Source organism: Pseudomonas botevensis, assembly GCF_019145475.1.
Lineage (GTDB): Bacteria > Pseudomonadota > Gammaproteobacteria > Pseudomonadales > Pseudomonadaceae > Aquipseudomonas > Aquipseudomonas botevensis.
Genome location: NZ_JAHTKI010000005.1, coordinates 151,760 through 176,775, shown reverse-complemented (window position 1 = coordinate 176,775; position 25,016 = coordinate 151,760). Strand labels below are relative to the sequence as shown.

The following is a 25,016-nucleotide window of genomic DNA, read 5'->3' as shown; positions in this document are numbered from 1 at the left end:
CCATGGGCGCAAGCATTCTCACCGCGAAGAACCTTAGCAAAGTGGTTCCCAGCGCGGAAGGTGAACTGACCATCCTGCACGAACTCAGCCTGGAACTGAACAAGGGCGACAGCCTGGCGATTGTCGGCGCGTCCGGTTCCGGCAAATCCACCCTGCTGGGCCTGCTCGCCGGGCTCGACCTGCCCAGCAGCGGCGAAGTCACCCTCGCCGGCCAGGGCCTGAGCAATCTCGACGAAGACCAGCGAGCGCGCATTCGCGCCGAACACGTCGGTTTCGTCTTCCAGTCATTTCAGCTGCTCGACAGTCTCAACGCCCTGGAAAACGTCATGCTGCCGCTGGAACTCGACGGCCGCAAAGACGCCCGTGGTCGCGCCACCGAACTGCTGCAACGGGTCGGTCTCGGCCAGCGCCTGACCCACTCGCCGCGCCAGCTCTCCGGCGGTGAGCAACAACGCGTGGCGATTGCCCGCGCCTTCGCCGCCGAACCGGACGTGCTGTTCGCCGACGAACCCACCGGCAACCTCGACAGCCATACCGGCGAGCGCATCAGCGATCTGCTGTTCGAATTGAACAAGGAGCGCGGCACGACGCTGGTGCTGGTGACTCACGACGAACGCCTGGCCCATCGCTGCCGGCGCCTGATCCGACTTGAAGCCGGCCTGCTGGTCGCCCCTCTGGAGCCTTGATGGCACGTCTGCCGCTGTTGCGTCTGTTCAGTCTCGCCCTGCGCCAACTCATGCGCGATGCCCGCGCCGGCGAGTTGCGGGTGTTGTTCTTCGCCCTGCTGGTGGCGGTGGCCGCAAGCACCGCGATCGGCTACTTCGGCGCGCGCCTGAACGGCGCCATGATGTTGCGCGCCACCGAGTTTCTCGGCGCCGACCTGTTGCTTGAAGGCAGCTCGCCGGCCCGCCCCGAACAGATCAAGAGCGGCACCGAGCTGCGCCTCGATCATGCGCGGGTCGTGGAGTTTTCCAGCGTCATCGCCACGGACAACGGCATTCAGTTGTCGAGTATCAAAGCGGTCGACCGCGCCTATCCGCTGCGCGGCGAACTGAAAAGCGCCCCCGCCCCTTACGCCACAGAAGAGGCCGGCGGCGAACCGCAACCCGGCGAAGCCTGGGTCGAATCGCGCTTGCTGACTGCGCTGGACCTGAAGATCGGTGACAGCATCGACGTCGGCATGAAGACGCTAAAGCTGACGCGGGTGCTGACGTACGAGCCGGATCGCGCCGGCAATTTCTACAGCCTCACGCCACGGGTTCTGATCAACCTCGACGACCTCGCCGCCACCGGCGTGGTGCAACCCGGCAGCCGGGTGAGCTACCGCGAACTGTGGCGCGGCCAGCCCCAGGCACTGGAAACCTATCGACAACTGATCAAGCCAGGACTGGCGGCCAATCAGCGGATCCAGGACGCCCGCGACGGCAACCGGCAGATCGGCGGCGCCCTGGGCAAGGCCGAGCGCTACCTGAACATGGCGAGTCTGGTCGCCGTGTTGCTGGCCGGGGTGGCCGTTGCATTATCGGCGAACCGCTTCGCCAGCCGCCGTTTCGACGCCAGCGCCTTGTTGCGCTGCCTCGGTTTGTCGCGACGGGAAACCATGGTGCTGTTCAGTTTGCAGCTGACGGTGCTGGGCTTGCTCGCCAGCCTCAGCGGCGCCCTGCTCGGCTGGCTGGCGCAGTTGGGACTGTTCGCGCTGTTGCACGATCTGCTGCCGACCGACGTGCCACCGGGTGGTTTGCTGCCAGCGCTGGCGGGAATCGGCACCGGGCTGGTGGCCTTGGCCGGTTTCGCCCTGCCGCCGCTTGCAGCGCTGGGTCGCGTGCCGCCGCTGCGGGTGTTGCGTCGGGACATGCTGCCGATCCCCTCAAGCACCTGGATGGTCTACGGCGCGGCGCTCGGTGCGCTCGGCCTGATCATGTGGCGCCTGAGCCTGGATCTGCTGCTGACGTTTGCCTTGCTCGGCGGTGGCGTGGTCGCCGCGCTGGTGCTGGGCGGTTTGCTGCTGTTGCTGCTGAACAGCCTGCGTCGTCTGCTCGCCCGCGCGTCCTTGCCGTGGCGGCTCGGACTGGGACAATTGCTGCGCCATCCGCTGGCCGCGGCCGGTCAGTCACTGGCCTTCGGTCTGATTCTGTTGTCCATGGCGCTGATCGCGCTGCTGCGCGGCGAACTGCTGGACACCTGGCAAAACCAGTTGCCGAAAAACGCGCCGAACTACTTTGCCCTGAACATCCTGCCGGCGGACAAACAAGCCTTCGCCGATCACCTGGTCAATGTTTCAGCTCAAGCCGCGCCGTTGTATCCGGTAGTGCCAGGTCGCCTGATCAGCATCAATGGCGAAGCGGTCCAGCAAATCGTCAGCAAGGACTCGGCGGGCGACCGCGCCATCCAGCGTGACCTGAGCCTGACCTGGGCCGCCGACCTGCCGGCGGGCAACAAGCTCACCGCCGGCTCGTGGTGGAGCGAGCAGCCATCGGACGATGTGCCGGGGGTATCGGTAGAAGGCAAAGTTGCCGAAAGCCTCAAGCTCAAACTCGGCGACCATCTGGTGTTCAGTGTCGGCGGGGTCAACCGCGAAGCGAAGGTCACCAGTCTGCGGGAAATCAACTGGGACAACTTCCAGCCGAATTTCTTCATGATCTTCCAGCCCGGCACGCTGAAGGATCTGCCGGCGACCTACCTGACCAGTTTCTATCTGGCGCCGGGTCATGACCAGCAGATCGTCGAACTGTCTCGAGCCTTCCCGGCGGTGACCATTCTTCAGGTCGAGGCCTTGCTCGAGCAACTGCGCAGCATCCTCGCCCAGGTCACCCTGGCCGTTGAATATGTATTGTTGTTTGTGTTGGCGGCGGGAATGGCTGTGCTGTTCTCCGGGTTGCAGGCAACCCTCGATGAACGCATTCGCCAAGGCGCGTTGTTGCGCGCACTGGGGGCCGAGCGGCAATTGTTGATCAAGGCGCGTCGGATCGAATTCGGTCTGCTGGGCGCAGTCAGCGGATTGCTCGCGGCGATCGGTTCGGAAGTGGTGAGTCTGGTGTTGTATCGCTACGCCTTCGACCTGCCGTGGCATCCGCATCCATGGCTGCTGGTGCTGCCGCTGATAGGCGCGGTGCTGATCGGTGGCGCGGGGGTGTTCGGCACGCGTCGGGCGCTCAACGCAAGTCCGCTGACAGTATTGCGCGAGGGTTGATAGACTCCGGCCGTCTCCATCACAAGAACCTGCCATGAGCCGTTATCGCCCTCCCCGCACCGCTGGCACCGCGCTGATCACCCCCGAAGGTGAAGCGCGGATGCGCGCCGAATTCCATGAGCTGTGGCATGTGCGCCGGCCGCAGGTGACACAGGCCGTCAGCGAGGCGGCGGCGCAGGGTGATCGTTCGGAAAATGCCGAGTACACCTACGGCAAAAAGATGCTGCGCGAGATCGACAGTCGCGTGCGCTTTCTGACCAAGCGACTCGAAGCCTTGAAGGTTGTCAGCGAAAAGCCCAGCGATCCGAACAAGGTCTACTTCGGCGCCTGGGTCACTATCGAGGACGAGGACGGCAAGCAATCGCGCTACCGCATCGTCGGCCCGGATGAACTGGATCTGAAGCTGGGTCTGATCAGCATCGACTCGCCATTGGCCCGCGCCTTGGTCGGCAAGGCGCTGGACGCCGAAGTCCGGGTACAGACACCGACCGGGGAACAGTTCGTCTACATCGTGGCGATCGAATACCCCTGAGCCCGCAGGACTAACGCCGTGCGATCAGGCCCTGGCGGGCGACGCGGGTCAGCTGGCGGATCATTTCCGGGGCATCGTCCTGGCTCGGCGCCTGAATCACCGCCAGATCGAAACTGTCATCGGCAAAACGCGCCAGCGACTCGCCGTCTTCGACAAACTGGATGAGGAACGCGGCAGGACCGCCGCTGCGACGTGGCCAGCCGTCGAGATAACGCAACAGCGTCGGCTGGTGCTTGCCGCCAAGCAGGATTTTTGGATTGCGCTGGGTAACGTGTGCCGTGATCGGCGCGGGACGTGCTGGAGGGCGAAGTGCATTCATCGTGTCGTGTCTCTGCCTCAAAGTCTGCATGGCAGGTGAGAGGCAACACCGAACCAGCGCTTTAGCGGTATTTCGAAGCCGTTGTTCCGGCTTCTACGGCAACTGAATGAGTCACCTGGCGCCCCGCAAGTAGCTGTTTAAATCGGCGCATGAGCGGCATCCTAGAGAACGTGACCGGCGAGTGTCAAGAATCAGCCGCAACAAAAAAGGCCCGCGCAATGCGGGCCTTTGGCTTGAGCCAGAGCGCTCAACCGGCGATGGCGCGATCCACCGAGAGCTTGCCGGCACCTTCGATCAGTACCGCGAGGCTGCCACCGAGCAGGGCCAGGGCGAACTCGTAACCGTTGTTGGCCATGAACAGACCGTTGCTGATGTGGACAGTGAAGATCGCCACCAGCGACAGGAAGGTCAGGCCCAGCGCCGCCGGACGCACCAGCAGGCCGATGATCAGCGCCAGACCGGCGAAGAACTCGGTGCCGCCAGCCAGCGTTGCCATCAGGTAGCCAGGCGTCAGGCCAATGCTTTCCATGTATTGCGCGGTGCCTGCCAGGCCGTAACCACCGAACAGACCGAAGAGTTTCTGCGAACCGTGGGCGGCGAAGATCACGCCGACAGCGATACGCAGAATGGTCAGGCCGTAGCCAGCGCGGGTGAATAGTACCTTGTTGATCAGAGAGCTCATGTTTGTCGTTCCTTGCTTGGGAAAGTGTGTGTGGATTGGCCGCTATATTAATCAGTAAATGTCATGTTAAAAGCGCAAATATTCCGCCATAACAATCAGTTTATTAGATCATTTGCGTGAGACAACTTTCTGTCCCCCGGGCTCCAGCGACTCCCGCTCCCGGTCGAACGCCAAGTAGTATTTGTTCACGCTATTAACATAGCTGACGGGGCCCATCCCCACTTGCTCCATGGCGATGCGCTCGACCTGAAAGAACCACTGGTTCGGGTTCAAGCCGCGTCGCCGCGCCTCGGCCCGCATGCCCTGGACCCGCTCGGGGCCGATGTTGTAGGCGGCCAGCGTGAACGCCATGCGCTCGCGTTCGTTGAGCTTGGGGCTGTTGAAGAACTTGCGGCGGATCATCGCCAGGTACTTGGCCCCGGCCTGCACGTTCGCATCAAGATTCTGGATATTGCTGACCCCGACCCGCTGCGCCGCCGACGGAGTGATCTGCATCAGTCCGGTCGGGCCATTGCCGCTACGCGCGCTGGGCTGCAGTGCCGACTCCTTGAACGCCAGCGCAGCGAGGTTCAGCCAGTCCATGTTTTGCGCTTCGGCGTGCTTTTGCAGAGTCGGACGGAGTTTTTCCAGGCGCTGGCGATCAGCCTTGGCCAGCGGATAGTGAACCTGGTAAAGCCGGCGATAGATCCGCAAAAACGCCGCATCTTCATTTGACGGTTTCTTGTAGCCGGCCAGGAAGCGATCGATGCTCGCCCGCAGCATCGACGCATCGCGCCGAACGAACCAGTATTCCTCGCCCGGCTCGCTGATCATCAACTGCCGGTCGAAGCGCAGTTTGGGCAGGATCTTGCCCCAACGCTCGGCAATCGGTTGCTCGACGATGGTCAGGTGGAAAATCCCGCCCTGGACCATTTCCAGCACATCTTCGACCGCCAGCGTCGGATCGACCCATTCGATCTTGATCGGCGCCAGTTTGTGCAGCGCCAGTTTCTGATTGAGCTGGCTGACCGCCTCCCCCGCCGCGCTGCCGGTGGGCAGCGCCAGAGTCTTGCCGGACAGTTGCTCGACCTTGGTGTAGCGCCGCTCGCCCTTGATGCCGACCAGTACCAGCGGCACGTTGCTGGCGAGCGGTTCGCTGCTGGCGACCGCGTGGCCGGGTTGCAGCTCGAGCAACTCGCCCGGCGCCACCAGATCGCCCTCGCCACGCTGCAAGGCGCCGAGCAATTGGTCCTTGGCTTTGGGAATGATCTTGAGGGTGATTTCCTGGCCGTCGCGGGCGTGGCCGTTGAGGTATTGCTCGAAGGCGCGCAGGCGGTGGTATTCGATGCCGATGGCCTGGCCCTGGACTTCACCGGAGCTGTTGCGGCTCTGGTTGACCAGCACCCGCAAGACCCGGCTGCTGCGGATTTCACTCAGATCGCGCACCTTGGCCGCCGGCACGGCTTGCAGCGGCCCGGGCAGGCGCGCAACCGCCGTCATCGGCAGCAGCAGCGATCCACACAACAGGAGCAAAACCGAGGGACGAACCATCCACTCTCCGGAAAGAATACGGGGTGTTTTCACCGCTGAACGGTCAAAAACACCGACGAAAACAGAGCGCCTGGAGCGCTGATAAAGTGCGAGAGACTGGCACAGTGATGGCAATTGTGCCAATCCAACCTGCCTCGCGGCCTCAACAGACAGCCATAAGCCGTTGTAGTTCTTGGCTTTTCTTATAAATCTACAGCTCTGATATGCTTTCCGGCCTTCGGCCCGAGGTAGCACCATGCAACTCATCGATATCGGCGTCAACCTGACCAACCCCAGTTTCGCCGACAAACACCAGGCGGTGCTCGATCGCGCTTACGCTGCCGGGGTCTGCCAACTGGTGCTGACCGGGACCAGCGTCGACGGCAGCGAACAGGCCCTGGAGTTGTGCCAGCAACTGGACGCAGACGGCCAGCGGCTGTTTGCCACCGCCGGCATCCATCCCCATTCGGCCAGCGACTGGAACGCCGACAGCGCCCGGCGCCTGCGCAGTCTGCTGAAAGAAGCGAACGTGGTGGCGGTGGGTGAATGCGGGCTGGATTTCAATCGCGATTTCTCGCCGCGTCCGCAGCAGGAAAAAGTCCTCGAAGAACATCTTGCCCTGGCCGTCGAACTGCAATTGCCAGTGTTTCTCCACGAACGCGACGCCAGTCAGCGCCTGCTGGACATTCTCAAGGACTTCCGCGATCGATTGCCGGCCGCCGTGGTGCATTGCTTCACCGGCGAGCAAAAAGCGCTGTTCAGCTATCTGGACCTGGACCTGCACATCGGCATCACCGGCTGGATCTGCGACGAACGCCGTGGCACGCACCTGCACCCGCTGGTCAAAGAGATCAAACACGGACGCCTGATGCTGGAAAGCGACGCGCCGTACCTGCTGCCACGCAGCCTGCGCCCGAAACCGAAGAACGGTCGCAACGAGCCGGCGTACCTCACAGAAGTGCTGCGAGAAGTGGCCCAGCACCGGGGCGAAACCGAGGAAGACCTGGCTGCCCATACCACCGCCTGCGCCCGAGCGTTCTTCAACCTCCCCGCCCTCTCCTGACAGACCAGGCCGCCATTTGTGAGAGCGGGCTTGCCCGCACTCACAGCATCACTCGTTGACGCATATCAAAAGTCCGACCTCTCGATACCGGCACAATAATGGCACCTTGCCAAAACTGTTTCCGCTATCAGAGAAGACCTTCCATGGGTGCCTGGCTTAGCAATATCTCGCTGAAATACAAATTCTGGGCGGTCAACGCCGTCGCCTTCGTCACCACCCTGCTGCTGGTCTTGTACGCCGTGCAACTCGAACAGCAGGCCCGCCGTCATGCCGCGCAAGCCTCGGCCCAGGCCCAGGCGCAATTGCTCAAGGCCTGGCCGGCCGGACAGACGTTGCCCAAGGCCGATCAGGTGTTGACCTTCAAACGCGGTGAAGCGCCGCGACTCAACGATCAACCGTTGCTGGAAATCACCGACAGCACAGGCTGGATCGAAATCAACCCGATGCCGCTGTTCGGCGAAAATCCGCTACTGGGCGCCGAGGTGTTCAGCCGCGCCGATGGCCAGCAAGTCGCCGTGATCGCCTACGCCCCGAGCCTGAGCCAAGTGTTCGGCGAGCGCTTCACCCACTACGCGGTAGCCGTGTTCATTCTGATGCTGGCAATGCTCGGCGCTTCGCAATTGCTCATCCGCTTCCTGCTCAGCCAGCTCAACACCTTGAAAGACGTGATGCTGCATGTGGAAAAAAGCGGTGACCTGTCCGCCCGCGTGCCGCTGGCCGGCAAGGACGAGGTCGGGCAGATGGCCAATGCGTTCAACGCGATGCAGGCCGGTTATCAGCGCGTGGTCAGCACCGTCGCCAACACCGCCCGCCAGCTCGACGTCGGCGCCGCGCGACTGGCGTCGAGCATGAACGAGGTGCGTCACGGCATGCTCGGCCAGCAGAGCGAAACCGATCAGGCGGCGACGGCGATCAACGAAATGACCGCCACCGTCTACCACATCGCCCAGCATGCCGGCGCGACGCGCGACCTCTCGCAGACTGCCGATGGCTTGGCCGGCAGCGGCCAGCAAGTGGTGACCCGGGTGCAACACTCAATCGCCGGGCTGTCGAGCGGCGTGCAGCAGACCGCCGAGATGATCCAGCGTCTGGCCGAGGACAGCCAGAAAATCAACGGGGTGGTCAGCGTGATTCATAGTATCGCCGAGCAGACCAACCTGCTGGCGCTCAACGCTGCCATCGAAGCGGCCCGCGCCGGGGAGATGGGACGCGGTTTTGCGGTGGTTGCCGATGAGGTGCGCAACCTGGCAAAACGCGTGCAGACCTCCACCGATGAAATCACCACCATGGTCTCGGCGTTGCAGGCCGGCACCCGGGATGCGGTGGACTTCATGCAGGAAAGTTCGTTTAAGGCCGACGACTGCGTGCAACAGGCGCAGGAGGCCGGCGAAGCGCTGGCGGAAATCACCGGCGCGGTGGCGCAAATGCGCGAGAGCAACACGCAGATCGCCGTGGCGGCGGAACAACAGAGCCAGGTCGCCGAGGAGATGAACCGGGCGGTGGTGAGCATTCGCGATGTCACCGAGAACACCGTGCAACAGACCGTGGATTCAGCGACCACCAGCAATGAACTGGCAACGCTGGCCGGGGAATTGAACAAGGCGATTGGTCAGTTGAAACTTTGATGGTTTCTTCGCGGGCAAGCCCACTCCCACATTGGAAAGTGTTGTCCTTGTGAAGGCGTGCCCGTGAACATCGAACCCGACCATTGCCGCTATCACTTCCATAGCGAACCTTGATTCGCCGCCCTCTGCGCCCGGGCCTATTCTTCAGGCATGTGTCCAACATGGAATGAGGAGTAGCAACATGGGCAAACGTCACCCCAATCTTCCCGCGTGGCAATGGCGCGCGTACCCGCACAATCACCAGCATCCGACCAATCTGGTGTTGCACCTGATTGCCGTGCCGCTGTTCATTGTCGCGTTTCTGCTGATCGTGTCCGGGGTGTTCAGCCTGAGTCTGGTGAACGTCGCCATCGGCGTGATTGGCATCATCGCAGCGCTGGGGTTGCAGCGCCACGGTCACAGCCTGGAGGCGCAAGCCTCCGAGCCGTTCAGTGATCGCAAGGACGCGGTTTCGCGTCTGCTGGTCGAGCAGTTTCTGACCTTTCCGCGCTTTTTCCTCAGTGGCGGCTGGTATCGCGCCTGGCGCGAACGCCACCGCCGGCATTGAGTCAGGCGAAGATGGTCACGGTCTGCCGGCTCATGGCGATCAGTTCGCCCTCCGCGCTCCACAGCTTGGCGGCGACGTGGCCGTAACCGTCGGCCGCATACTCGATTTGCGCCAGATACTTGCACCAGTCCAGCGTGCTCAAGTCACGTAACGGCTGCACGAACTCGATGGTCCAGGTCAGCGTGCTGCCCGGTGCCGGTTTCTTCAGATAAGGCAGCAGCGCCGGAGGCCAGGCATCGACCAGTGCCAGCAGATGCGCCTCGCTGACCGGCTCTTCCTTCACATCGCCACGCAGCCGCACCCAGCCCCCCATGTCCCGCGATTCGGCGCCGGTGAACGGCATGCTACCGACACTCCAGCGCATCGCCAGATGGCGCATGAACTCCGGCGTCACACCTTTGATGTAGGGCAGTTCCTGGCACTCCTCCCAATGTTTCATCTCAGGCGCAGGATGTGCTGGCACCGCCACTTCCGAGGTGCGCGGGGCACCGAAACTGCCGTGTACCAGCGTGACGACCTGGCCGTTCTGCACGGCGCGACCCAGCACCTGGATGACCGCTTTGCCTTCGCGCAGGATTTCAACTTCGAAGTTCACCGGCACTTCGGGTTCGACCGGCCCGACGAAGGTGATCGCCAGCGACCGCACCGGCCGATCCGCAGACATCCTCGCGCGCATGGCCTCATATTGCAGCGCCACCACCAGTCCGCCGAAACTGGCGCGACCCTGACCCCATTCGGCCGGAATGGTGACGTCCGATTGATGACGGACGGCATCGAGCAGATCGCTAAAGCGCATGGAAACCTCGAACACTGGAAAAGGAATGCAGCGATCTTAACCAGCCTGACAGAGCGGCACAGCGTCTATTCCGGTCAAAGAGACTGACAGATAGGCCGCCAGCGATCTGACCTCTCATTGAAATTTTGCGGGGTTCAGGACGCTTTGAAACAACTCGAGCTGAGTTTTTCCAGCACCCGGTCAGCCTTGATTTCGGCCTGGATCATGGTCGCCTGCCAGGTGTCGACGCAGGGTTGCAGATCCGCCTCCTGCTCGGCTTTGGCCAGCCACTGCCAGCAATCGTGCCAGTCGCCCAGTGCGCCTTGCGCGGACTTCAGGCGCGGCAGCGCCGCTTCGGGCAGGCGATCGAGTTCGGGATAGGCTTCGATGCCATAACGCACACGCTTGATCAGCAGGCGCAGACGATGGCGGTCATGGGCCGGGTCATGCAGCGCTTCGTCGAGATTCTTCCATTGCTTGCCCAAGCGTTTTTCGATGCGTTTATCCAGGCTTTTGAGCAAGCCCTGGCGCTGGGATGCCCGCAGAAAACGTGGAAAGGCATCGAGGATCATCAGCAGCGAAGCCAGCTCGGGGCTTGCGGCCAATGCGGGATACGCCTCGGCCATTTGCGCCATGCGCCGTTGCGCGGCCTGCGGTTGATCGTGCTTGAGCAGATACGCCGCCAGCACCTCGCGATCCCGCCAGGGCGTGGTCAGTTGCCCGACACTGGCGGCCGCGTCTTCCAGTTGCTCGACGCCCGGCAGGCCACGCAACGGCCGCAGCAGGCTGCGCAAGCGCCGCACCGTGGTACGCAGATCGTGCAACGCCTCAGGATCGGTACGCGCGGTCAGACGCGCCTGACAGGCGAGCAGTCTGACTTCAAGGCTCAGGACGTGGGCCACCAATCGATCAACCAACGCGGACATCGCATGCTCCTGGAAATGGCGTTGCACAAGTGTGCGCTTGCAAGGGCATCCTGCCCTTGCGTCATGTCAGCAGCTTAGCGCCCGGCGCGAGATTCGCGAATGTAGAAACGCGCCTTCTCGGCTTTCTTGCTGCAACCTTCGAACCCCTCGAATTGCTGTTGGGTCTTGGCCGCCGTCAGCAGCGACAGGGCCTTGGAGTAGCTGACCGTCCCGGCGAAACCCTCGGCCTTGGCCAGGTCCAGCTCATGCCACGCCGCATCGAGCTGGGTGCCACAGGTGTCGCGGTACGCGGTTTTCCCGGCACAACCGGCCAATGCCAGGGCAATCAACGGCACACAGATCCAGGCTTTCATCACTCACACCTCAAAGTAGGTCAACAGTCGTGCAGGTAAGACGGTCGGGCGGCGAAAAAGTGCCTTGGCCCGTGCGCAAACCGCCATCAGCGAAAGATAGCGCCGCCGGGGCCGGAAGTATCGAAAAAACGACGCCCTCGGCATTGCAGGCGACCCCGCCGATTGTCCCCCGCCCCTCGATGGGTGCATTGTGGAACCTTGCCGGGGAGGATGTTCGATGAAAAAACGTGTCGCACTGGTGCTGGGCTCCGGTGGCGCCCGGGGTTATGCCCATATCGGGGTCATTGAAGAGATCGAACGACGCGGCTACGACATCGCCTGCATTGCCGGTTGTTCGATGGGCGCGGTGGTCGGCGGGATCTATGCCGCCGGCAAACTCGACGAGTACCGCAACTGGATCGAAAGCCTGGATTACCTCGATGTGCTGCGGCTGGTGGACGTCAGTTTCCGCCTCGGCGCGATCCGGGGGGAAAAGGTCTTCGGGCAGATCCGCAAGATCGTCGGTGACATGAACATCGAAGACCTGCGCATCCCCTACACGGCGGTGGCCGCCGATCTCACCAACCAGCAGGAAATCTGGTTCCAGGAAGGCTGCCTGCATCAGGCCATGCGTGCGTCGGCGGCGATTCCCAGCCTGTTCACCCCGGTGATGCAAGGCAACCGGATGCTGGTGGACGGCGGCATTCTCAATCCGTTGCCGATCGTGCCGGTGGTGTCCAGCCACTGTGATCTGATCATCGCGGTCAACCTCAACGCCACCAATCAGCGTCATTACAAACTGCCGGTGATCCAGCGTCCGGCGGCGTTCCGCACCCGCTTCGACAGTCTGATCAGCTCCCTCGGCTCGAAGCTGCCGTTCCGCCGCAAACAGGCCGAACAGTTACTGTTGCTGGAGCAGGAAGCCTTGCGCGCCGAAGCGGCGGAGATCAATCCGTGGGTCGAGGGCGCCGAGCCGGAAACCCAACAACCGGCCGCCGCCCCGGAGCGTGACGGCGCGCCGAAATCGGCCACTGGCTCGTTCATCATCGACAACGTCGGGCCGGCGTCGCTGCTGGATCTGATCAACCAGAGTTTCGAGGTCATGCAGACCTCGTTGGCACAGTACAAGATCGCCGGCTATCCGCCGGATGTGCTGATCAACGTGCCGAAGCGGGTGTGCCGGTTCTTCGAGTTCTACAAGGCGCCGGAACTGATCGCCCTGGGCCGGGAAATTGCGCGCGATACCCTGGATCGCTATGAGAGTGAGCAGGGCTGAAGACCACTCAGTTACAGCCCCCCTTCGCTCAGCAACCGATACCCCACCCCCGCCTCGGTCACGATAAACCGTGGCCGGGTCGGATCATCCGCCAGTTTCTGCCGCAGATGGCCGACGACGATGCGCAGGTAATGGCTGTCCTCGGTATGGGTCGGCCCCCAGATGTCCTTGAGCAATTGCTGCTGGGTGATGACCCGCCCCGGATGCCGCGCCAGTTGCGCGAGCACCGCGTACTCCTTGCGGGTCAGGGCGACTTCAGCGCCATCGAGCAGCACCCGGCGATACGCCAGATCCACGGTCAGCGGGCCAAAGCTCAACGCCGCCTGCTGCGCTTCGCCGGCGGGAGCCTGACGCAGCAACGCGCGCACCCGGGCGAGAAACTCCTGAATGCCGAACGGCTTGGTCACGTAGTCATTGGCACCACCGTCCAGCGCCTGGACCTTCTGCCCTTCGCTGGCCCGCACCGAAAGCACCAGCACCGGCGCCGTGGCCCATTCGCGAAACTCGCGCAGCACTTGCTGGCCGTCCATGTCCGGCAGGCCGAGGTCGAGCACCAGCAGATCGGGCTTGTTCAGCGCCGCCTGGGCCAGACCCTCGGCACCCGTGCCGGCCTCCAGCACTTTGTAGCCCTGGGAGGCGAGGCTGATGCGCAGGAATTTGCGGATCTGCGGTTCGTCATCGATGACCAAAATGGTCGCGGTCTGGCTCATGGGTTCACATCAACGCAAAGGATGGGCGAGAGAGTAGCGCAGCCGGGGTCAGGCTTCATTGTCCATTCCCGGTTGCGTCTGGAGTGGCAGGTGCAGGGTGATGCAGGTGCCGCGCCCGTCGATGCCGTCATCGACGCTGATCCGGCCGCCATGAGCGCCGACCATGCCCTGACAGATCGCCAGTCCCAGCCCGGTGCCCTGCCCGCCACGATCACCACGGGCAGCGGTGTAGAACATGTCGAAAATCTTCGCCCGCTCATCCACCGGAATACCCGGCCCCTCGTCGCTGACCGAGAAAAACACCTCGCGGTCATCCGCCCCCGCGCGCAGTTGCAGGCGGCCATGGGACGGCGAAAACCGCGCGGCGTTTTCCAGCACATTGACCAAGGCCTGTTCGATCAGCGCGGCATGCACGAACAACAGCGGCAACTGCGCCGGCACCTCGGTGCTGACCTGCAATGACGACAGCACCGCGCGCAGGCGATTGAGGGCGCTGCCGACGATGTCTGCCGGCGACACCCAGTCCCGCGCCAGTTTCAATGCGCCGTGGCCGAGGCGGGTCATGTCCAGCAGATTCTGGATGTAGCGATCCAGACGCTCGGCTTCATCGCGAGTGCCTTCGAGCAGTTCGCGGCGATCCTCCAGCGGGATCGCCTCACCGAGGGCCAGCAGGCTGTCGATGCTGCCGCGCATGGCGGTCAGCGGCGTGCGCAGGTCGTGAGACACCGAAGCCAGCAAGGCGCTGCGCAGTTGTTCAGTTTCACCGTGCAGGCGCGCGGCTTCCAGGTCATCGGCCAGTTGCGCCCGGGCCAGGGCCTGGGCCAGCGGCTGGCTCAAGGCAGTCAACAAACGGCGGCGCTGACCACTGAGTGTCTGGCCCTCCGTGGCGCACACGCCGAGCAGCGCCAGCGGCCCGTCCTCCACCGATAGCGGCCACCACCACCAGCGCCCGAACGGCAAGGTGCCGGTGCCCATCCCTGCCGGTTGATCGTGCTGCCAGGCCCAGTCGGCGGCGGCGCGTTCGGCTTCGCTGAATTGCAGCGGCCCGCCGGTCTCGACTTTCCAGCCGCCCTGCCCGTCGCGATTGAGCAGGCACAGTTGCAAATCGCTCCAGCCATTGAGGTGTTGCGCGGCGGCGCTGACCACGGCCTGACGATCGGTCGCCGCCGTGAGCTTGCGCGACAGATCGAGCAACTCGGTGGTTTCTTCCTGAGTGTCGCGCAATGCCTGCAACTGCCGCCGCTGGCGGGCCGCCAGATTGCCGGTGAGTGCCGCCATCAACAGGAAGAACAGCAAGGTCAGGACGTCTTCCTCACGCTGAATCGCGAAGGAAAAATTCGGCGGGATGAACAGAAAGTCATAGGCCAGGAACGACAGCGCCGCGCAGGCCAGCGCCGGCCCCAGGCTGCTGCGCACCGCCACCAGCAACACCGCCGCGAGAAATACCAGGGAGATGTTCGGCAGCGGCAGCACGCTGGCCACTGCCCACGCCAGCGCACTGGCCAGCACCGTGGCGACCAGCGCCAGCGCATAGTCGAACCACACCAGCGTCGGGGTCGCCCGCATGCGCGGTTGATGCTGTTCCTGATCGCTGTCGAGGACGTTGATTTCGAGGCCATGGGCCTGCCGCAGCAAACGCGCGGCCAGTCCACCGCCGAACAAACGTCGACGCAGGCGCGGTCGGGACTGGCCGACCAGCACCAGACTGGCGCGACGTTCGGCGGCGTGCTGAATCAGGGTTTTCGCCACTTCACCGGCGCGCAGCAGGACGACCTCGCCGCCAAGGCGTTCGGCCAGTTGCTGGGCACTTTGCAGCCGCAGGCGCGATTGCTCGTCGCGCACGCTGCCGTTGTCGACATGCACCAGGCTCCACGGTAGATGCCGGCGCTGGGCGACGCGACTGGCGTGGCGCACCAGACGCTCGGCCTGGGCATCGCCATCGACGCCGACCAGCAAGCGCCCGCGCACGGCCGGCGCGGCCTGACCGAGCTGGCGATAGCCCTGGGCGAGATCGTTGTCGACCTGCGCCGCTGCGGTCTGCATCGCCAGTTCGCGCAGCGCGGTGAGGTTGGTCTGGGTGAAAAACGCATCGATCGCCGCCCGCGCCTGCTCCGGCACATAGACCTTGCCCTCGCGCAGACGCTCGAGCAATTCGCGCGGTGGCAGGTCGATCAGCAGCAGTTCGTAGGCTTCCTGCAAGACCCAGTCCGGCAGGGTTTCGCGCACCTGCACACCGGTGATGCCGCGCACCTGGTCATTGAGGCTTTCCAGATGCTGGACGTTGACCGTGGTGAACACGTCGATGCCGGCGGCGAGCAGTTCCTGGATGTCCTGCCAGCGTTTGGCGTGACGGCTGCCGGGGGCGTTGCTGTGGGCCAGCTCGTCCACCAGCACCAGTTTCGGCCTGGCCGCGAGCAGGCCGTCAAGATCCATTTCTTCAAGGGTGACGCCCCGGTATTCCGAGCGCACCAGCGGCAGTTGCGGCAGGCCGCCGAGCAGCGCTTCGGTTTCGGCGCGACCGTGGGTTTCCACGACTCCGGCGATGACTTTCACGCCCTGGCGCAATTGACTGTGGGCGGCCTGGAGCATGGCGTAGGTCTTGCCGACACCGGGCGCGGCGCCGAGAAATACCTTGAGCCGGCCACGACCATCGCGGGGCAGGTCTGCTAACAGCGCGTCGGCGCGGCCGGAGTCACTCATGCTTGAAGCTCTCTCTTCCTGATGTTGATGCGACGGCCGTGCGGGCCTCTTCACGGGCAGGCCCGCTCGCGCATTAGAGTTTTTCCAGCGCCATGTTCAGCGCCAGCACATTCACCACCGGCGGTCCTACCAGCGGCTGCTCGATGTGCGCCTCCAGCAACTGCTGCAAGGTCGAAACCGGCAGGTTACGCGCGGCCGCGACACGCGCCAGTTGATAGGCAATCGCGGCCGGTGGCAAGTGCGGATCGAGGCCGCTGCCGGAGGTGGTCAACAGCGCCAGCGGCACCGGGCCTTGTCCTGGAACCTGCAACTTGTTGGCGTCGTCGATCACCCGGGTCGCCAGGGCCGGATTACTCGGCGACAGGTTGCTCGCGCTGCTCGAAACCGTCGCAAAGGCACCGGCGGAGGGACGCGGATGGAACCAGGCGTCGCCGACGAAATCCTGGGCAATCAGCGCCGAGCCGCGCACCTTGCCTTCGGCGTCGCGCACCAGGCTGCCGTTGGCCTGCTCGGGGAACGCGACCTGCGCGACCCCGGTGACCACCAGCGGATAGGCAACGCCGGTGACCAGGGTCATCAGCACCAACAGGCTCAGGGCCGGACGTATCAATGTGGACATTTGTAAATCCTCGAATTCATGGGGCAACAGTTTTTGGGGTGTCCGGGAGAGCCATCCCCCTCACCCCAACCCTCTCCCCCAAAGGGGGCGAGGGGGAAAGGGAGCCGATCTTCGTGCTGTTCAAATCCTGAGTTCGGCTCGATAGCTCAGGTCGACGTATCACTCCGGAACACCTCGGTCAGCCCCCTCTCACCAAGGAACTGAAGGGAAAGGGAGCCGACTTTCGTGCTTTTCAAATCCTGAGTTCGGCTCGATAGCTCAGGTCGACGTATCACTCCGGAACGCCTCGGTCAGTCCCCTCTCCCTCTGGGAGAGGGTTAGGGTGAGGGGACGATTTCAGCCTCAAACCAGATGCAACGCCGTGAGCAGCATGTCGATCACCTTGATCCCCACGAACGGCACCAGAATCCCGCCCAGCCCATAGATCAGCAGATTGCGCCGCAGCAGTGCCGCCGCGCTCGCCGCCTGCACCCGCACACCGCGAAGGGCCAGCGGAATCAGCACGACGATGATCAGGGCGTTGAAGACGATGGCCGACAGGATCGCGCTCTGCGGACTGCTCAGGTGCATGACGTTCAGCACACCCAGTTGCGGGTAGATCGCGGCGAACAGCGCCGGCAGGATCGCGAAGTATTTGGCCACGTCGTTGGCGATGGAAAAGGTCGTCAGCGCGCCACGGGTCACCAGCAGTTCCTTGCCGATCTGCACCACGTCCAGCAGCTTGGTCGGATCGCTGTCGAGGTCGACCATGTTGGCCGCCTCGCGCGCCGCTTGCGTGCCGTCGTTCATCGCCATGCCGACGTCCGCCTGGGCCAGCGCCGGGGCGTCGTTGGCGCCGTCGCCGCACATCGCGACCAGGCGACCGTCGTTCTGCTCATGGCGAATACGCGCCAGTTTTTTCTCCGGGGTGGCCTCAGCGAGCACGTCGTCGACGCCTGCTTCAGCGGCAATCGCAGCGGCGGTCAGCGGGTTGTCGCCGGTGACCATCACGGTGCGGATCCCCAGCTTGCGCAGTTCGGCAAAACGCTCGCGAATCCCCGGTTTGACCACGTCCTTGAGGTGGATCGCACCGAGCAGTTTGCCGTCGGCGCAGACCAGCAACGGGGTGCCGCCGCTCTGGGCGATCTTGTCGATTTCCCGGGACAGCGCCGGGGCCAGATCCGAGCGTTTCTGGCCGAGGAAGGCCAACAACGAATCCACCGCGCCCTTGCGGAACACGCGGCCCTGATAGTCCACGCCGGACAACCGGGTTTCCGCGCTGAACGGCACGGCGATCAGGGTTTCCGCTGCTGGCTCAGGCTGTGGATGCAGACCGCGCAGGTACTCGACGATGGATTTGCCTTCGGCGGTTTCGTCCGCCAGGGAGGCGAACAACGCGCCTTCGGCCAGTTCCCGACCGTTCACACCCGGCGCGGCATATACCGCGCTGCAACGACGATTGCCGAAGGTGATGGTGCCGGTCTTGTCCAGTAACAGCACATGCACGTCACCCGCTGCCTCAACTGCGCGGCCGGACTTGGCAATCACGTTCAGGCGCACCAGACGATCCATCCCGGCGATCCCGATCGCCGACAGCAGACCACCGATGGTGGTCGGAATCAGCGTGACCAATAACGCCACCAGGAACACCAGCGGCAGGCTGCCGTTGGCAAAGTGGGCGAACGGCTGCAGGGTCACCACCACCAGCAGGAAGATCAAGGTCAGGCCGATCAGCAGGATGTCCAGCGCCACTTCGTTCGGGGTCTTCTGACGCTTGGCACCTTCGACCAGCGCGATCATGCGGTCGAGGGTCGACTCGCCGGGGTTGGCGGTGATTTTCACCAGCAGCCAGTCGGACACCAGCCGCGTGTTGCCGGTGACGGCGGAACGGTCGCCGCCGGACTCACGAATCACCGGCGCCGATTCACCGGTGATCGCCGCTTCGTTGACCGCCGCAATACCTTCGATGACTTCGCCGTCACCGGGGATCATTTCCCCGGCCTCGACGCGCACCACATCGCCTTTGCGCAGGCTGGCAGCAGGCACCACCTGGAAGCTGCCATTGGCCAGTTTGCGGCGGGCGCTGAGGCCTTCGCTGCCGGCCTTCAGGCTGTCGGCGCGGGCCTTGCCGCGACCTTCGGCCAGGGCCTCGGCGAAGTTGGCGAACAGCACGGTGAACCACAGCCACAGTGCGATCTGCGCGGCGACGAACGTCGGCACGACACTGTCGGGAATGAAGCACAAAACCGTGGTCAGGATTGCGGTCAGCTCGACCACCAGCATCACCGGCGAGCGCTGCAACTGCCGTGGATCGAGCTTGACGAAGGCTTGCACCAGCGCCGGCCGCCACAGGGCCGAGATCGCGGTTTTCGCTTGCTCCGGCGCCTTCGCGGCGACCGGTTTGATTGCGGGCATATTCATCATTCAGTCCTCAGAAGCCCATGCTCAAATGTTCAGCAATCGGGCCAAGTGCCAGGGTCGGCAGAAACGTCAGGCCACCCACCAGCAAAATGGTCACGGTCAGCAGGGTCACGAACAGCGGGCCGTGGGTCGGGAAACTGTTCTGGCCGATCGGCGCGGTTTTCTTCATCGCCAGGCTGCCGGCCAGGGCCAGTACCGGGAGGATGTAACCGAAGCGCCCGATCAGCATGCCCAGGCCCAACATCAGATTGTGGAACGCGGTGTTGGCGGTCAGACCACCAAAGGCTGAACCGTTGTTGGCGCTGGCCGAGGTGTAGGCGTACAGCAACTGGCTGAAACCGTGGGGGCCAGGATTGCTGATGGTCGCCGCCGGGCCGGGCAGAACAGCCGCGATCGCCCCCAGCACCAGCACGCCGACCGGCATCACCAGCAGGGTCACCACCAGCAGTTGCACTTCACGGGCCTGGAGTTTCTTGCCGAGGTATTCCGGGGTGCGACCGATCATCAGACCGGCGAGGAACACCGCGATCAGCACGTTGAGCAACATGCCGTAGAGCCCGGCGCCGACACCGCCGAAGATCACTTCGCCGACCATCATGTTGACCAGCGCCACCATTCCGCTGAGCGGGTTGAGGCTGTCATGCATGCCGTTGACCGAGCCGTTCGACGCCGCCGTGGTGGTCACCGACCACAGCACCGTGGCGGTGGTGCCGAAGCGTGCTTCCTTGCCTTCCAGCGGCGCGGTCTGTTCGACGGCGGCGTTGTTCAGGGCCGGGTTGGGCTGGTACTCGGCCCACAACGAGGTGGCGCCGCCGATGATGAACAGCGCGAGCATGCAACCGATGATCGCGCGGCTCTGGCGCAGGTCTTTCACGTAATGGCCGAAGGTGAACACCAGCGCCACCGGGATCAGAATGATCGACGCCACTTCGAACAGGTTGCTCCATGCGGTCGGGTTCTCGAACGGGTGCGCCGAGTTGACGCCGAAGAATCCACCGCCGTTGGTGCCCAGTTGCTTGATCGCAATCTGGCTGGCCGCCGGGCCGAGCGGGATCACCTGATCGACGCCCTGCATCGTCACCGCGTTCACGTATTGCGCGAAGGTCTGCGGTACGCCCTGCCACACCAGGTACAGCGCCAGCAGCAGGCAAAGCGGCAGCAGGCCGTAGAGGGTCGCGCGGGTCATGTCGACCCAGAAGTTGCCCAGCGTCTTGGTTGACTTGCGCCCGATGCCACGGCACAACGCGACCAGCACGGCGAGGCCGGTGGCGGCGCTGACAAAGTTCTGTACGGTGAGGCCGACCATCTGGCTCAGGTAGCTGAGCGAGGCTTCACCGCTGTACGCCTGCCAGTTGGTGTTGGTCATGAAGCTGACAGCGGTGTTGAACGCCAGCGTCCACTCCTGTCCCGGCAGGTTTTGCGGGTTGAGCGGCAGATGGTCCTGGAACAGCAGAATCGCGAACAGCAGCAGGAACCCCGCCAGGTTGAACGCCAGCAGCGCCAGCGTGTATTTCTGCCAGCTCTGTTCGGACTGCGGATCGACCCCGGCGATGCGATAACAGCCGCGCTCGACCGGGCCGAGGATTGGCGTCAGCCAGGTGCGCTGGCCTTCCATCACTTTGTAGTAGAAGCGCCCGAGGAACGGCGCCGGCAGCAAGACCACCGCGAAGAACGCGAGGATCAGCCAATAGTCATAACTGTGCATAGCCGCTCCTAGCTCCGATCCGCGCGCAACAGCGCAACCAACAGATAAATGAACAGCCCCACTGCCAGCAGCAGTGACACCCCGTCCAGAACGCTCATGGAAGATCTCCGTGTAACGGCGTATTGCCGCGAGTGCAGTCATTGTCGGAAAGGAGGCTGTAAAGGAACGAGAGCACGGGGGTTGGCTGGGCATAAAGAAAGCGTAAAGAGTGGCTTTACGGCGCGGTTACAGCGGCGGTGCTTGAGGGATTGATCGGATCCGACAGGCTGAACCGGCCTAGAATGGAACCACTGCGAATGCACTTCGCTCAAACGTGGTATGCAGCGTTGCGCGGCGAAACCCTCGCCCGTCGATCTGCCCTTAAGGAGAGCCGTTATGCCCTGGTATGCCTGGTTGATTCTGGTTGTTGCAATCGGCTCGATCGTTGGCGGTCTGATGATGCTGCGCGACACCGCCAGCAAGGTCGAGCTGACCGAAGAGCAACGTCGACGCGTGGCTGAGCGCAATGCTGAAGCGGACGCCAAGGACGCGCAGGACCGCTGAACGAAAAACCCCGCCTGATTCGGCGGGGTTTGTTGTTTTCGGCGGGATTATTTTCTCGGTCGGCCCTGACCCGTGAAGGCCATGCAGGCCCTTGTACCCTGCGCGCTCAGGCTGACTCCAGCCTTCGAGCAGTGAGTCTTCGAGATGGATTCTCTCCCCCGCGCCTTCCTCTCACGATGACGGGGAGCGACGTGAACAACCACTCTCCGTACCCACTTTTCCCGTCGTTACAACCATATTGGGCGCATCTGCATGCTTTTTAGAAGTAGAAGTACAATCACCATGCAATTTTCATTGGTTAAGATGGGGACCTTGTTGCGGAGAGTTTAAATGCGTTACTCGCACGACCATAAAGCCCAGACCCATCAGCGCATCATCAAGGAAGCCTCGGAACGGTTCCGCAAGGACGGCATCGGCGCGACCGGGCTGCAGCCATTGATGAAGGCACTGGGCCTGACCCATGGCGGCTTTTACTCGCACTTCAAGTCCAAGGATGAACTGGTGGAAAAAGCCCTGCAGGCCGCTGGCGATCAGGTCGCCGGATTGTGCGCGGAAATTTTCGCCCAGGAAAACCCGCTCCAGGTGTTCATCGACACTTACCTCTCCGAATGGCACCAGACCTCCCCGCATGAAGGCTGCCCGTTACTGACCATTTCTTCGGAGCTGGGTTTGCGCGGGCAACCGAGCCCGACCAGTGACGCGGTACTCAACGCGCGCCTGGAGCAGATCAAAAGCACCCTCGAAGGTGAGAGCACCAGCGACCGCAGCATCGTGATCATGTCGACGCTGGTCGGCGCCCTCCTGTTGTCACGCAGCGTCGCGGATGCCGAGTTTGCCCAGCGCATTCTCGATGTCACCCGCGAACACTTGAAGCGCTCGGAAGATTAAGCCTGCCAGCGCTTGAACAGCACGCTGGCGTTGACCCCGCCAAAACCGAAGCCGTTGGACAGTGCATATTCGATCGGCATCGATCGCGCCTCGGCATGGACGATGTCAACGCCCTCGCTCGCAGGATCGGGATTGTCGAAGTTGAGCGTCGGCGGCACCACCTGATCGCGCAGCGCCAATAACGTGAAAATCGCTTCGAGCCCGCCGGCCGCACCCAGCAAATGACCGGTGGCAGATTTGGTCGAGGTCACGGCGATTGCGTTCTGCGTCCCGAACAACGATTTGATTGCCGCCAGTTCGCCGAGATCGCCCACCGGGGTCGATGTGGCATGGGCGTTCAAATGCTGCACGCGATCGGGCGTAAGCCCCGCCTGAGCCAACGCCAGCGCCATTGCCCGTCGTGCACCGCTGCCGTCCTCCGGCCCGGCTGTCAGGTGATAGGCGTCGGCGCTGGTGCCATAACCGACCAGCTCGGCCAACGGTTGTGCGCCTCGCGCCAGGGCATGCTCCAGAGACTCGATCACCAGCAGACCGGCCCCCTCACCCATCACGAAACCGTCGCGTCCACTGTCGAACGGCCGCGAGGCACGTTCGGGCGTATCGTTGAAACCGCTGGACAGCGCCCGGGCGGCAGCGAAACCGGCGAGGCTGACCCGGTCGATCGCCGCTTCGGCCCCGCCACACACGGCAATATCGGCTTCACCGGCGCGAATCATCCGTGCTGCGTCCCCGATCGCTTGCACCCCGGCGGCACACGCCGTGACCGGAGCGCCGAGCGGACCTTTGAAACCATGCCGGATCGACACATGGCCGGCCGCCAGGTTGACCAGAAACGACGGGATGGTGAACGGCGACAAACGCCGTGGACCGCGAGTGTCGGTGGTGCGCACGGCATCGGCAATCGCGCCGAAACCGCCGACGCCCGAGCCGATGATCGTCGCCGTGCGTTCCTGTGACGCCGCTTCGACCGGTTGCCATCCGGCCTGTTCCAGCGCCTGCCGGGCGGCCTCCATGGCGAACAGAATGAAGCGGTCCATCTTCTTCTGTTCCTTGGGGGGCGTGGCGCGATCCGGATCGAAACCGGCCTCGGCGTCCTCCTCCATCGTCGGCACCACACCGCCAACGCGGGCCGGCAGATCGGCGATCACCGCCTCCGGCAAACTGCGCAGCCCGGAGCGCCCGGCCAGCAATCGTTGCCAGACCACCTCGACACCACTGCCCAACGGCGACACCAGCCCCATGCCTGTAACCACTACTCGACGCTGATCCATACCGCGATTACCTCTGCTCGATTCAAATGACTGACTTGTAGCGCTGGGCTGCCGAACTGCGCGAAAGGTTCGGCCCCAGCACATGCCGCGCAGCGACGAACGCTTGCCACTCACTGGCATCGGGCAGTGATGGAATGGTGATCAACTCACCCTGAGCCAGACCGGCCAGCGCTGCATCCACCATCTCGCCCGCCTCCATGACCATCTCCGCCGGAATACCGCTGGCGTCGATGCCGGAGCGTTCCCAGATTTCGGTACGGGTAACACCTGGCAACACCGCTTGCACCTTGACACCCGTGCCCTCGAGTTCGGCATTCAGCGACTGGCTCAGGCTCAGCACGTAGGCCTTGCTGGCGCTGTAGGTGGCGTTGAAACGTTCGGGGAACAAGGCGACCACCGAGGCAATGTTGATGATCGTGCCACGACCGGCCTTGGTGAAACCGGCGGCGGCGGCCGATGCCAGGCGGGTGACGGCCGTGACGTTCAACTGGATCAACTGCTCGAGCTGATCCGGGTCGGCATTGGCCAGCAGACCGTTCGCCGCCACCCCGGCGTTGTTCAGCAGCAGCGTGATATTCGAGTCGCTGCGCAGACGCTGTTCAATTTTGAGTACGTCATCTTTTTGCGTCAGGTCAGCCCTCAACACCTCGACCTGAACTCCGTGGTCCTTGCGCAAAATGTTCGCGGCGACGTCCAGGCGCTGCTGGTCGCGCGCCACCAGCAACAGATCGAAACCACGGGCCGCCAGACGCTCGGCGTAAATCGCACCGATACCGGATGAAGCACCGGTGACAAGGGCAGTACCTGGGGACTTAGCAGAACTCATGACCGTACTCCTGAAATGCCTTGGGGAATGAACGCTCGGGGATGCAACGAAGCATCAGCGCCGAGGCAAATTATTATAGGCATAATCCAAACTCAATATGATAGTCGTAATTTTCTACCGTCCGACGGAAAGTCCTTCTCCTCTGGTCATCCGTTCGCCATGCCTGAAAGCAAAAAGGGCCGATCAAATGACCGGCCCTCTGGGTTCGACTAGCTTAGTTCACGTCCAGCTTTTCGCGATTGCGATCCAAGATCGCCTTGCCGATCCCCTTCACTTCCAGCAACTCATCCACCGACGCGAACGGCCCATTGGTTTCACGATATGCAACAATCGCTTTCGCCTTGGCCTCACCCACTCCCGACAGTTCCTTCTGCAGCGTGGCCGCATCGGCATTGTTGAGATCGACTTTCGCGGTTTGGGCGGAACCCGCCACTTCGGTTACCAAGGGTATCCTGACTGGCTCGGTGGTAGTGGCAGGGGCTGCCACCACGGCGATCGAGGCGCCGGTCAGCAGCGCAAAAACCAGAGAGTAGAAGTAACCAGTACGCATAAAATGACGCTCCATGACATCGATTGAG

24 protein-coding genes are annotated in these 25,016 nt (G+C 63.3%); 9 read left to right on the top strand and 15 right to left on the bottom strand.

The features are described from left to right. Window positions 1-2 precede the first annotated feature (2 nt). Genes KVQ74_RS09330 through greB form a run of 3 tightly spaced genes read left to right on the top strand, consistent with a single transcriptional unit; the run spans window position 3 to window position 3,722 of the window. A complete protein-coding gene (locus tag KVQ74_RS09330) occupies window positions 3-686 on the top strand; it encodes an ABC transporter ATP-binding protein (protein WP_034150171.1) in 684 nt (227 codons plus the stop codon). After that, complete coding sequence (locus tag KVQ74_RS09325) at window positions 686-3,190, top strand: ABC transporter permease (protein ID WP_217830778.1); 2,505 nt, start codon at window positions 686-688, stop codon at window positions 3,188-3,190. Before KVQ74_RS09330 ends, KVQ74_RS09325 begins: the two co-directional genes overlap by 1 nt. Before the next feature lie 34 nt (window positions 3,191-3,224). Beyond that, the gene (gene greB / locus KVQ74_RS09320) at window positions 3,225-3,722 is read left to right on the top strand and encodes a transcription elongation factor GreB (RefSeq protein ID WP_085629808.1); all 498 of its coding nucleotides are present in this window, start codon (window positions 3,225-3,227) and stop codon (window positions 3,720-3,722) included. A 10-nt stretch (window positions 3,723-3,732) separates the two neighbouring features. Here the strand turns inward: greB and KVQ74_RS09315 are convergent, their stop codons facing one another. From KVQ74_RS09315 to KVQ74_RS09305, 3 genes are all read right to left on the bottom strand, one after another. Then, complete coding sequence (locus KVQ74_RS09315) at window positions 3,733-4,041, bottom strand: class I SAM-dependent methyltransferase (RefSeq protein ID WP_217830777.1); 309 nt, start codon at window positions 4,039-4,041, stop codon at window positions 3,733-3,735. Window positions 4,042-4,288: 247 nt separating this feature from the next. Further along, complete coding sequence (locus tag KVQ74_RS09310) at window positions 4,289-4,723, bottom strand: DoxX family protein (RefSeq protein WP_007950955.1); 435 nt, start codon at window positions 4,721-4,723, stop codon at window positions 4,289-4,291. Window positions 4,724-4,831: 108 nt separating this feature from the next. Then, on the bottom strand, window positions 4,832-6,253 hold the full coding sequence (locus tag KVQ74_RS09305) for an MltF family protein (protein ID WP_217830776.1): 1,422 nt from the start codon (window positions 6,251-6,253) through the stop codon (window positions 4,832-4,834). Between the two features lie 235 nt (window positions 6,254-6,488). Between KVQ74_RS09305 and KVQ74_RS09300 the strand changes: the two genes are divergently transcribed. From KVQ74_RS09300 to KVQ74_RS09290, 3 genes are all read left to right on the top strand, one after another. Further along, window positions 6,489-7,295: a TatD family hydrolase gene (locus KVQ74_RS09300; protein ID WP_217830775.1), complete on the top strand. Its 807-nt coding sequence runs from the start codon at window positions 6,489-6,491 to the stop codon at window positions 7,293-7,295. A gap of 143 nt (window positions 7,296-7,438) precedes the next feature. Continuing rightward, entirely contained in the window at window positions 7,439-8,920 is a 1,482-nt protein-coding gene (locus tag KVQ74_RS09295; RefSeq protein ID WP_217830774.1) for a methyl-accepting chemotaxis protein, read from the top strand. 181 nt (window positions 8,921-9,101) lie between these two features. Next, window positions 9,102-9,467 carry a terminase gene (locus KVQ74_RS09290; RefSeq protein WP_217830773.1) on the top strand — a complete coding sequence of 122 codons (366 nt, stop codon included), beginning with the start codon at window positions 9,102-9,104 and terminating at the stop codon, window positions 9,465-9,467. Window position 9,468: 1 nt separating this feature from the next. Here KVQ74_RS09290 and KVQ74_RS09285 read toward each other — a convergent pair whose 3' ends face one another. From KVQ74_RS09285 to KVQ74_RS09275, 3 genes are all read right to left on the bottom strand, one after another. Beyond that, window positions 9,469-10,263, bottom strand: a complete 795-nt coding sequence (locus tag KVQ74_RS09285) for an acyl-CoA thioesterase (protein ID WP_217830772.1) — start codon at window positions 10,261-10,263, stop codon at window positions 9,469-9,471. A 134-nt stretch (window positions 10,264-10,397) separates the two neighbouring features. Beyond that, window positions 10,398-11,168: a CHAD domain-containing protein gene (locus KVQ74_RS09280; RefSeq protein ID WP_217830771.1), complete on the bottom strand. Its 771-nt coding sequence runs from the start codon at window positions 11,166-11,168 to the stop codon at window positions 10,398-10,400. Window positions 11,169-11,242: 74 nt separating this feature from the next. After that, window positions 11,243-11,521: a hypothetical protein gene (locus tag KVQ74_RS09275; protein ID WP_217830770.1), complete on the bottom strand. Its 279-nt coding sequence runs from the start codon at window positions 11,519-11,521 to the stop codon at window positions 11,243-11,245. Window positions 11,522-11,738: 217 nt separating this feature from the next. Between KVQ74_RS09275 and KVQ74_RS09270 the strand changes: the two genes are divergently transcribed. Further along, window positions 11,739-12,776, top strand: coding sequence for a patatin-like phospholipase family protein (locus tag KVQ74_RS09270; protein ID WP_217830769.1), 1,038 nt, complete (start codon window positions 11,739-11,741; stop codon window positions 12,774-12,776). An 11-nt stretch (window positions 12,777-12,787) separates the two neighbouring features. Here KVQ74_RS09270 and KVQ74_RS09265 read toward each other — a convergent pair whose 3' ends face one another. The 6 genes from KVQ74_RS09265 to kdpF form a co-directional block, all read right to left on the bottom strand. After that, window positions 12,788-13,486 (bottom strand): response regulator, encoded by a 699-nt coding sequence (locus KVQ74_RS09265; RefSeq protein ID WP_217830768.1) that lies wholly within the window; start codon window positions 13,484-13,486, stop codon window positions 12,788-12,790. A gap of 48 nt (window positions 13,487-13,534) precedes the next feature. Further along, on the bottom strand, window positions 13,535-16,186 hold the full coding sequence (locus KVQ74_RS09260) for a sensor histidine kinase (protein ID WP_217830767.1): 2,652 nt from the start codon (window positions 16,184-16,186) through the stop codon (window positions 13,535-13,537). Window positions 16,187-16,259: 73 nt separating this feature from the next. Further along, entirely contained in the window at window positions 16,260-16,805 is a 546-nt protein-coding gene (kdpC, locus tag KVQ74_RS09255; RefSeq protein WP_217830766.1) for a potassium-transporting ATPase subunit KdpC, read from the bottom strand. A 342-nt stretch (window positions 16,806-17,147) separates the two neighbouring features. After that, complete coding sequence (gene kdpB / locus KVQ74_RS09250) at window positions 17,148-19,205, bottom strand: potassium-transporting ATPase subunit KdpB (protein ID WP_217830765.1); 2,058 nt, start codon at window positions 19,203-19,205, stop codon at window positions 17,148-17,150. 10 nt (window positions 19,206-19,215) lie between these two features. Next, the gene (gene kdpA, locus KVQ74_RS09245; protein ID WP_217830764.1) at window positions 19,216-20,910 is read right to left on the bottom strand and encodes a potassium-transporting ATPase subunit KdpA; all 1,695 of its coding nucleotides are present in this window, start codon (window positions 20,908-20,910) and stop codon (window positions 19,216-19,218) included. Window positions 20,911-20,918: 8 nt separating this feature from the next. Beyond that, window positions 20,919-21,008: a K(+)-transporting ATPase subunit F gene (kdpF, locus tag KVQ74_RS09240; protein ID WP_032830911.1), complete on the bottom strand. Its 90-nt coding sequence runs from the start codon at window positions 21,006-21,008 to the stop codon at window positions 20,919-20,921. A gap of 277 nt (window positions 21,009-21,285) precedes the next feature. Here kdpF and KVQ74_RS09235 point away from each other — a divergent pair, with 277 nt between their 5' ends. Together KVQ74_RS09235 and KVQ74_RS09230 are read left to right on the top strand one after the other, a co-directional pair. Next, window positions 21,286-21,453, top strand: a complete 168-nt coding sequence (locus tag KVQ74_RS09235) for a DUF2897 family protein (protein ID WP_217830763.1) — start codon at window positions 21,286-21,288, stop codon at window positions 21,451-21,453. Between the two features lie 330 nt (window positions 21,454-21,783). Beyond that, window positions 21,784-22,341 (top strand): TetR/AcrR family transcriptional regulator, encoded by a 558-nt coding sequence (locus KVQ74_RS09230; protein ID WP_217830762.1) that lies wholly within the window; start codon window positions 21,784-21,786, stop codon window positions 22,339-22,341. On the opposite strand, the gene fabF is transcribed toward KVQ74_RS09230, so the two are convergent. The 3 genes from fabF to KVQ74_RS09215 form a co-directional block, all read right to left on the bottom strand. Next, entirely contained in the window at window positions 22,338-23,612 is a 1,275-nt protein-coding gene (gene fabF / locus KVQ74_RS09225; protein ID WP_217830761.1) for a beta-ketoacyl-ACP synthase II, read from the bottom strand. The two genes, KVQ74_RS09230 and fabF, sit on opposite strands and share 4 nt — an antisense overlap. Before the next feature lie 22 nt (window positions 23,613-23,634). After that, a complete protein-coding gene (locus KVQ74_RS09220; RefSeq protein WP_217830760.1) occupies window positions 23,635-24,438 on the bottom strand; it encodes an SDR family NAD(P)-dependent oxidoreductase in 804 nt (267 codons plus the stop codon). Between the two features lie 214 nt (window positions 24,439-24,652). After that, window positions 24,653-24,988, bottom strand: a complete 336-nt coding sequence (locus tag KVQ74_RS09215) for a ComEA family DNA-binding protein (protein WP_217830759.1) — start codon at window positions 24,986-24,988, stop codon at window positions 24,653-24,655. Between the last annotated feature and the right edge of the window lie 28 nt (window positions 24,989-25,016).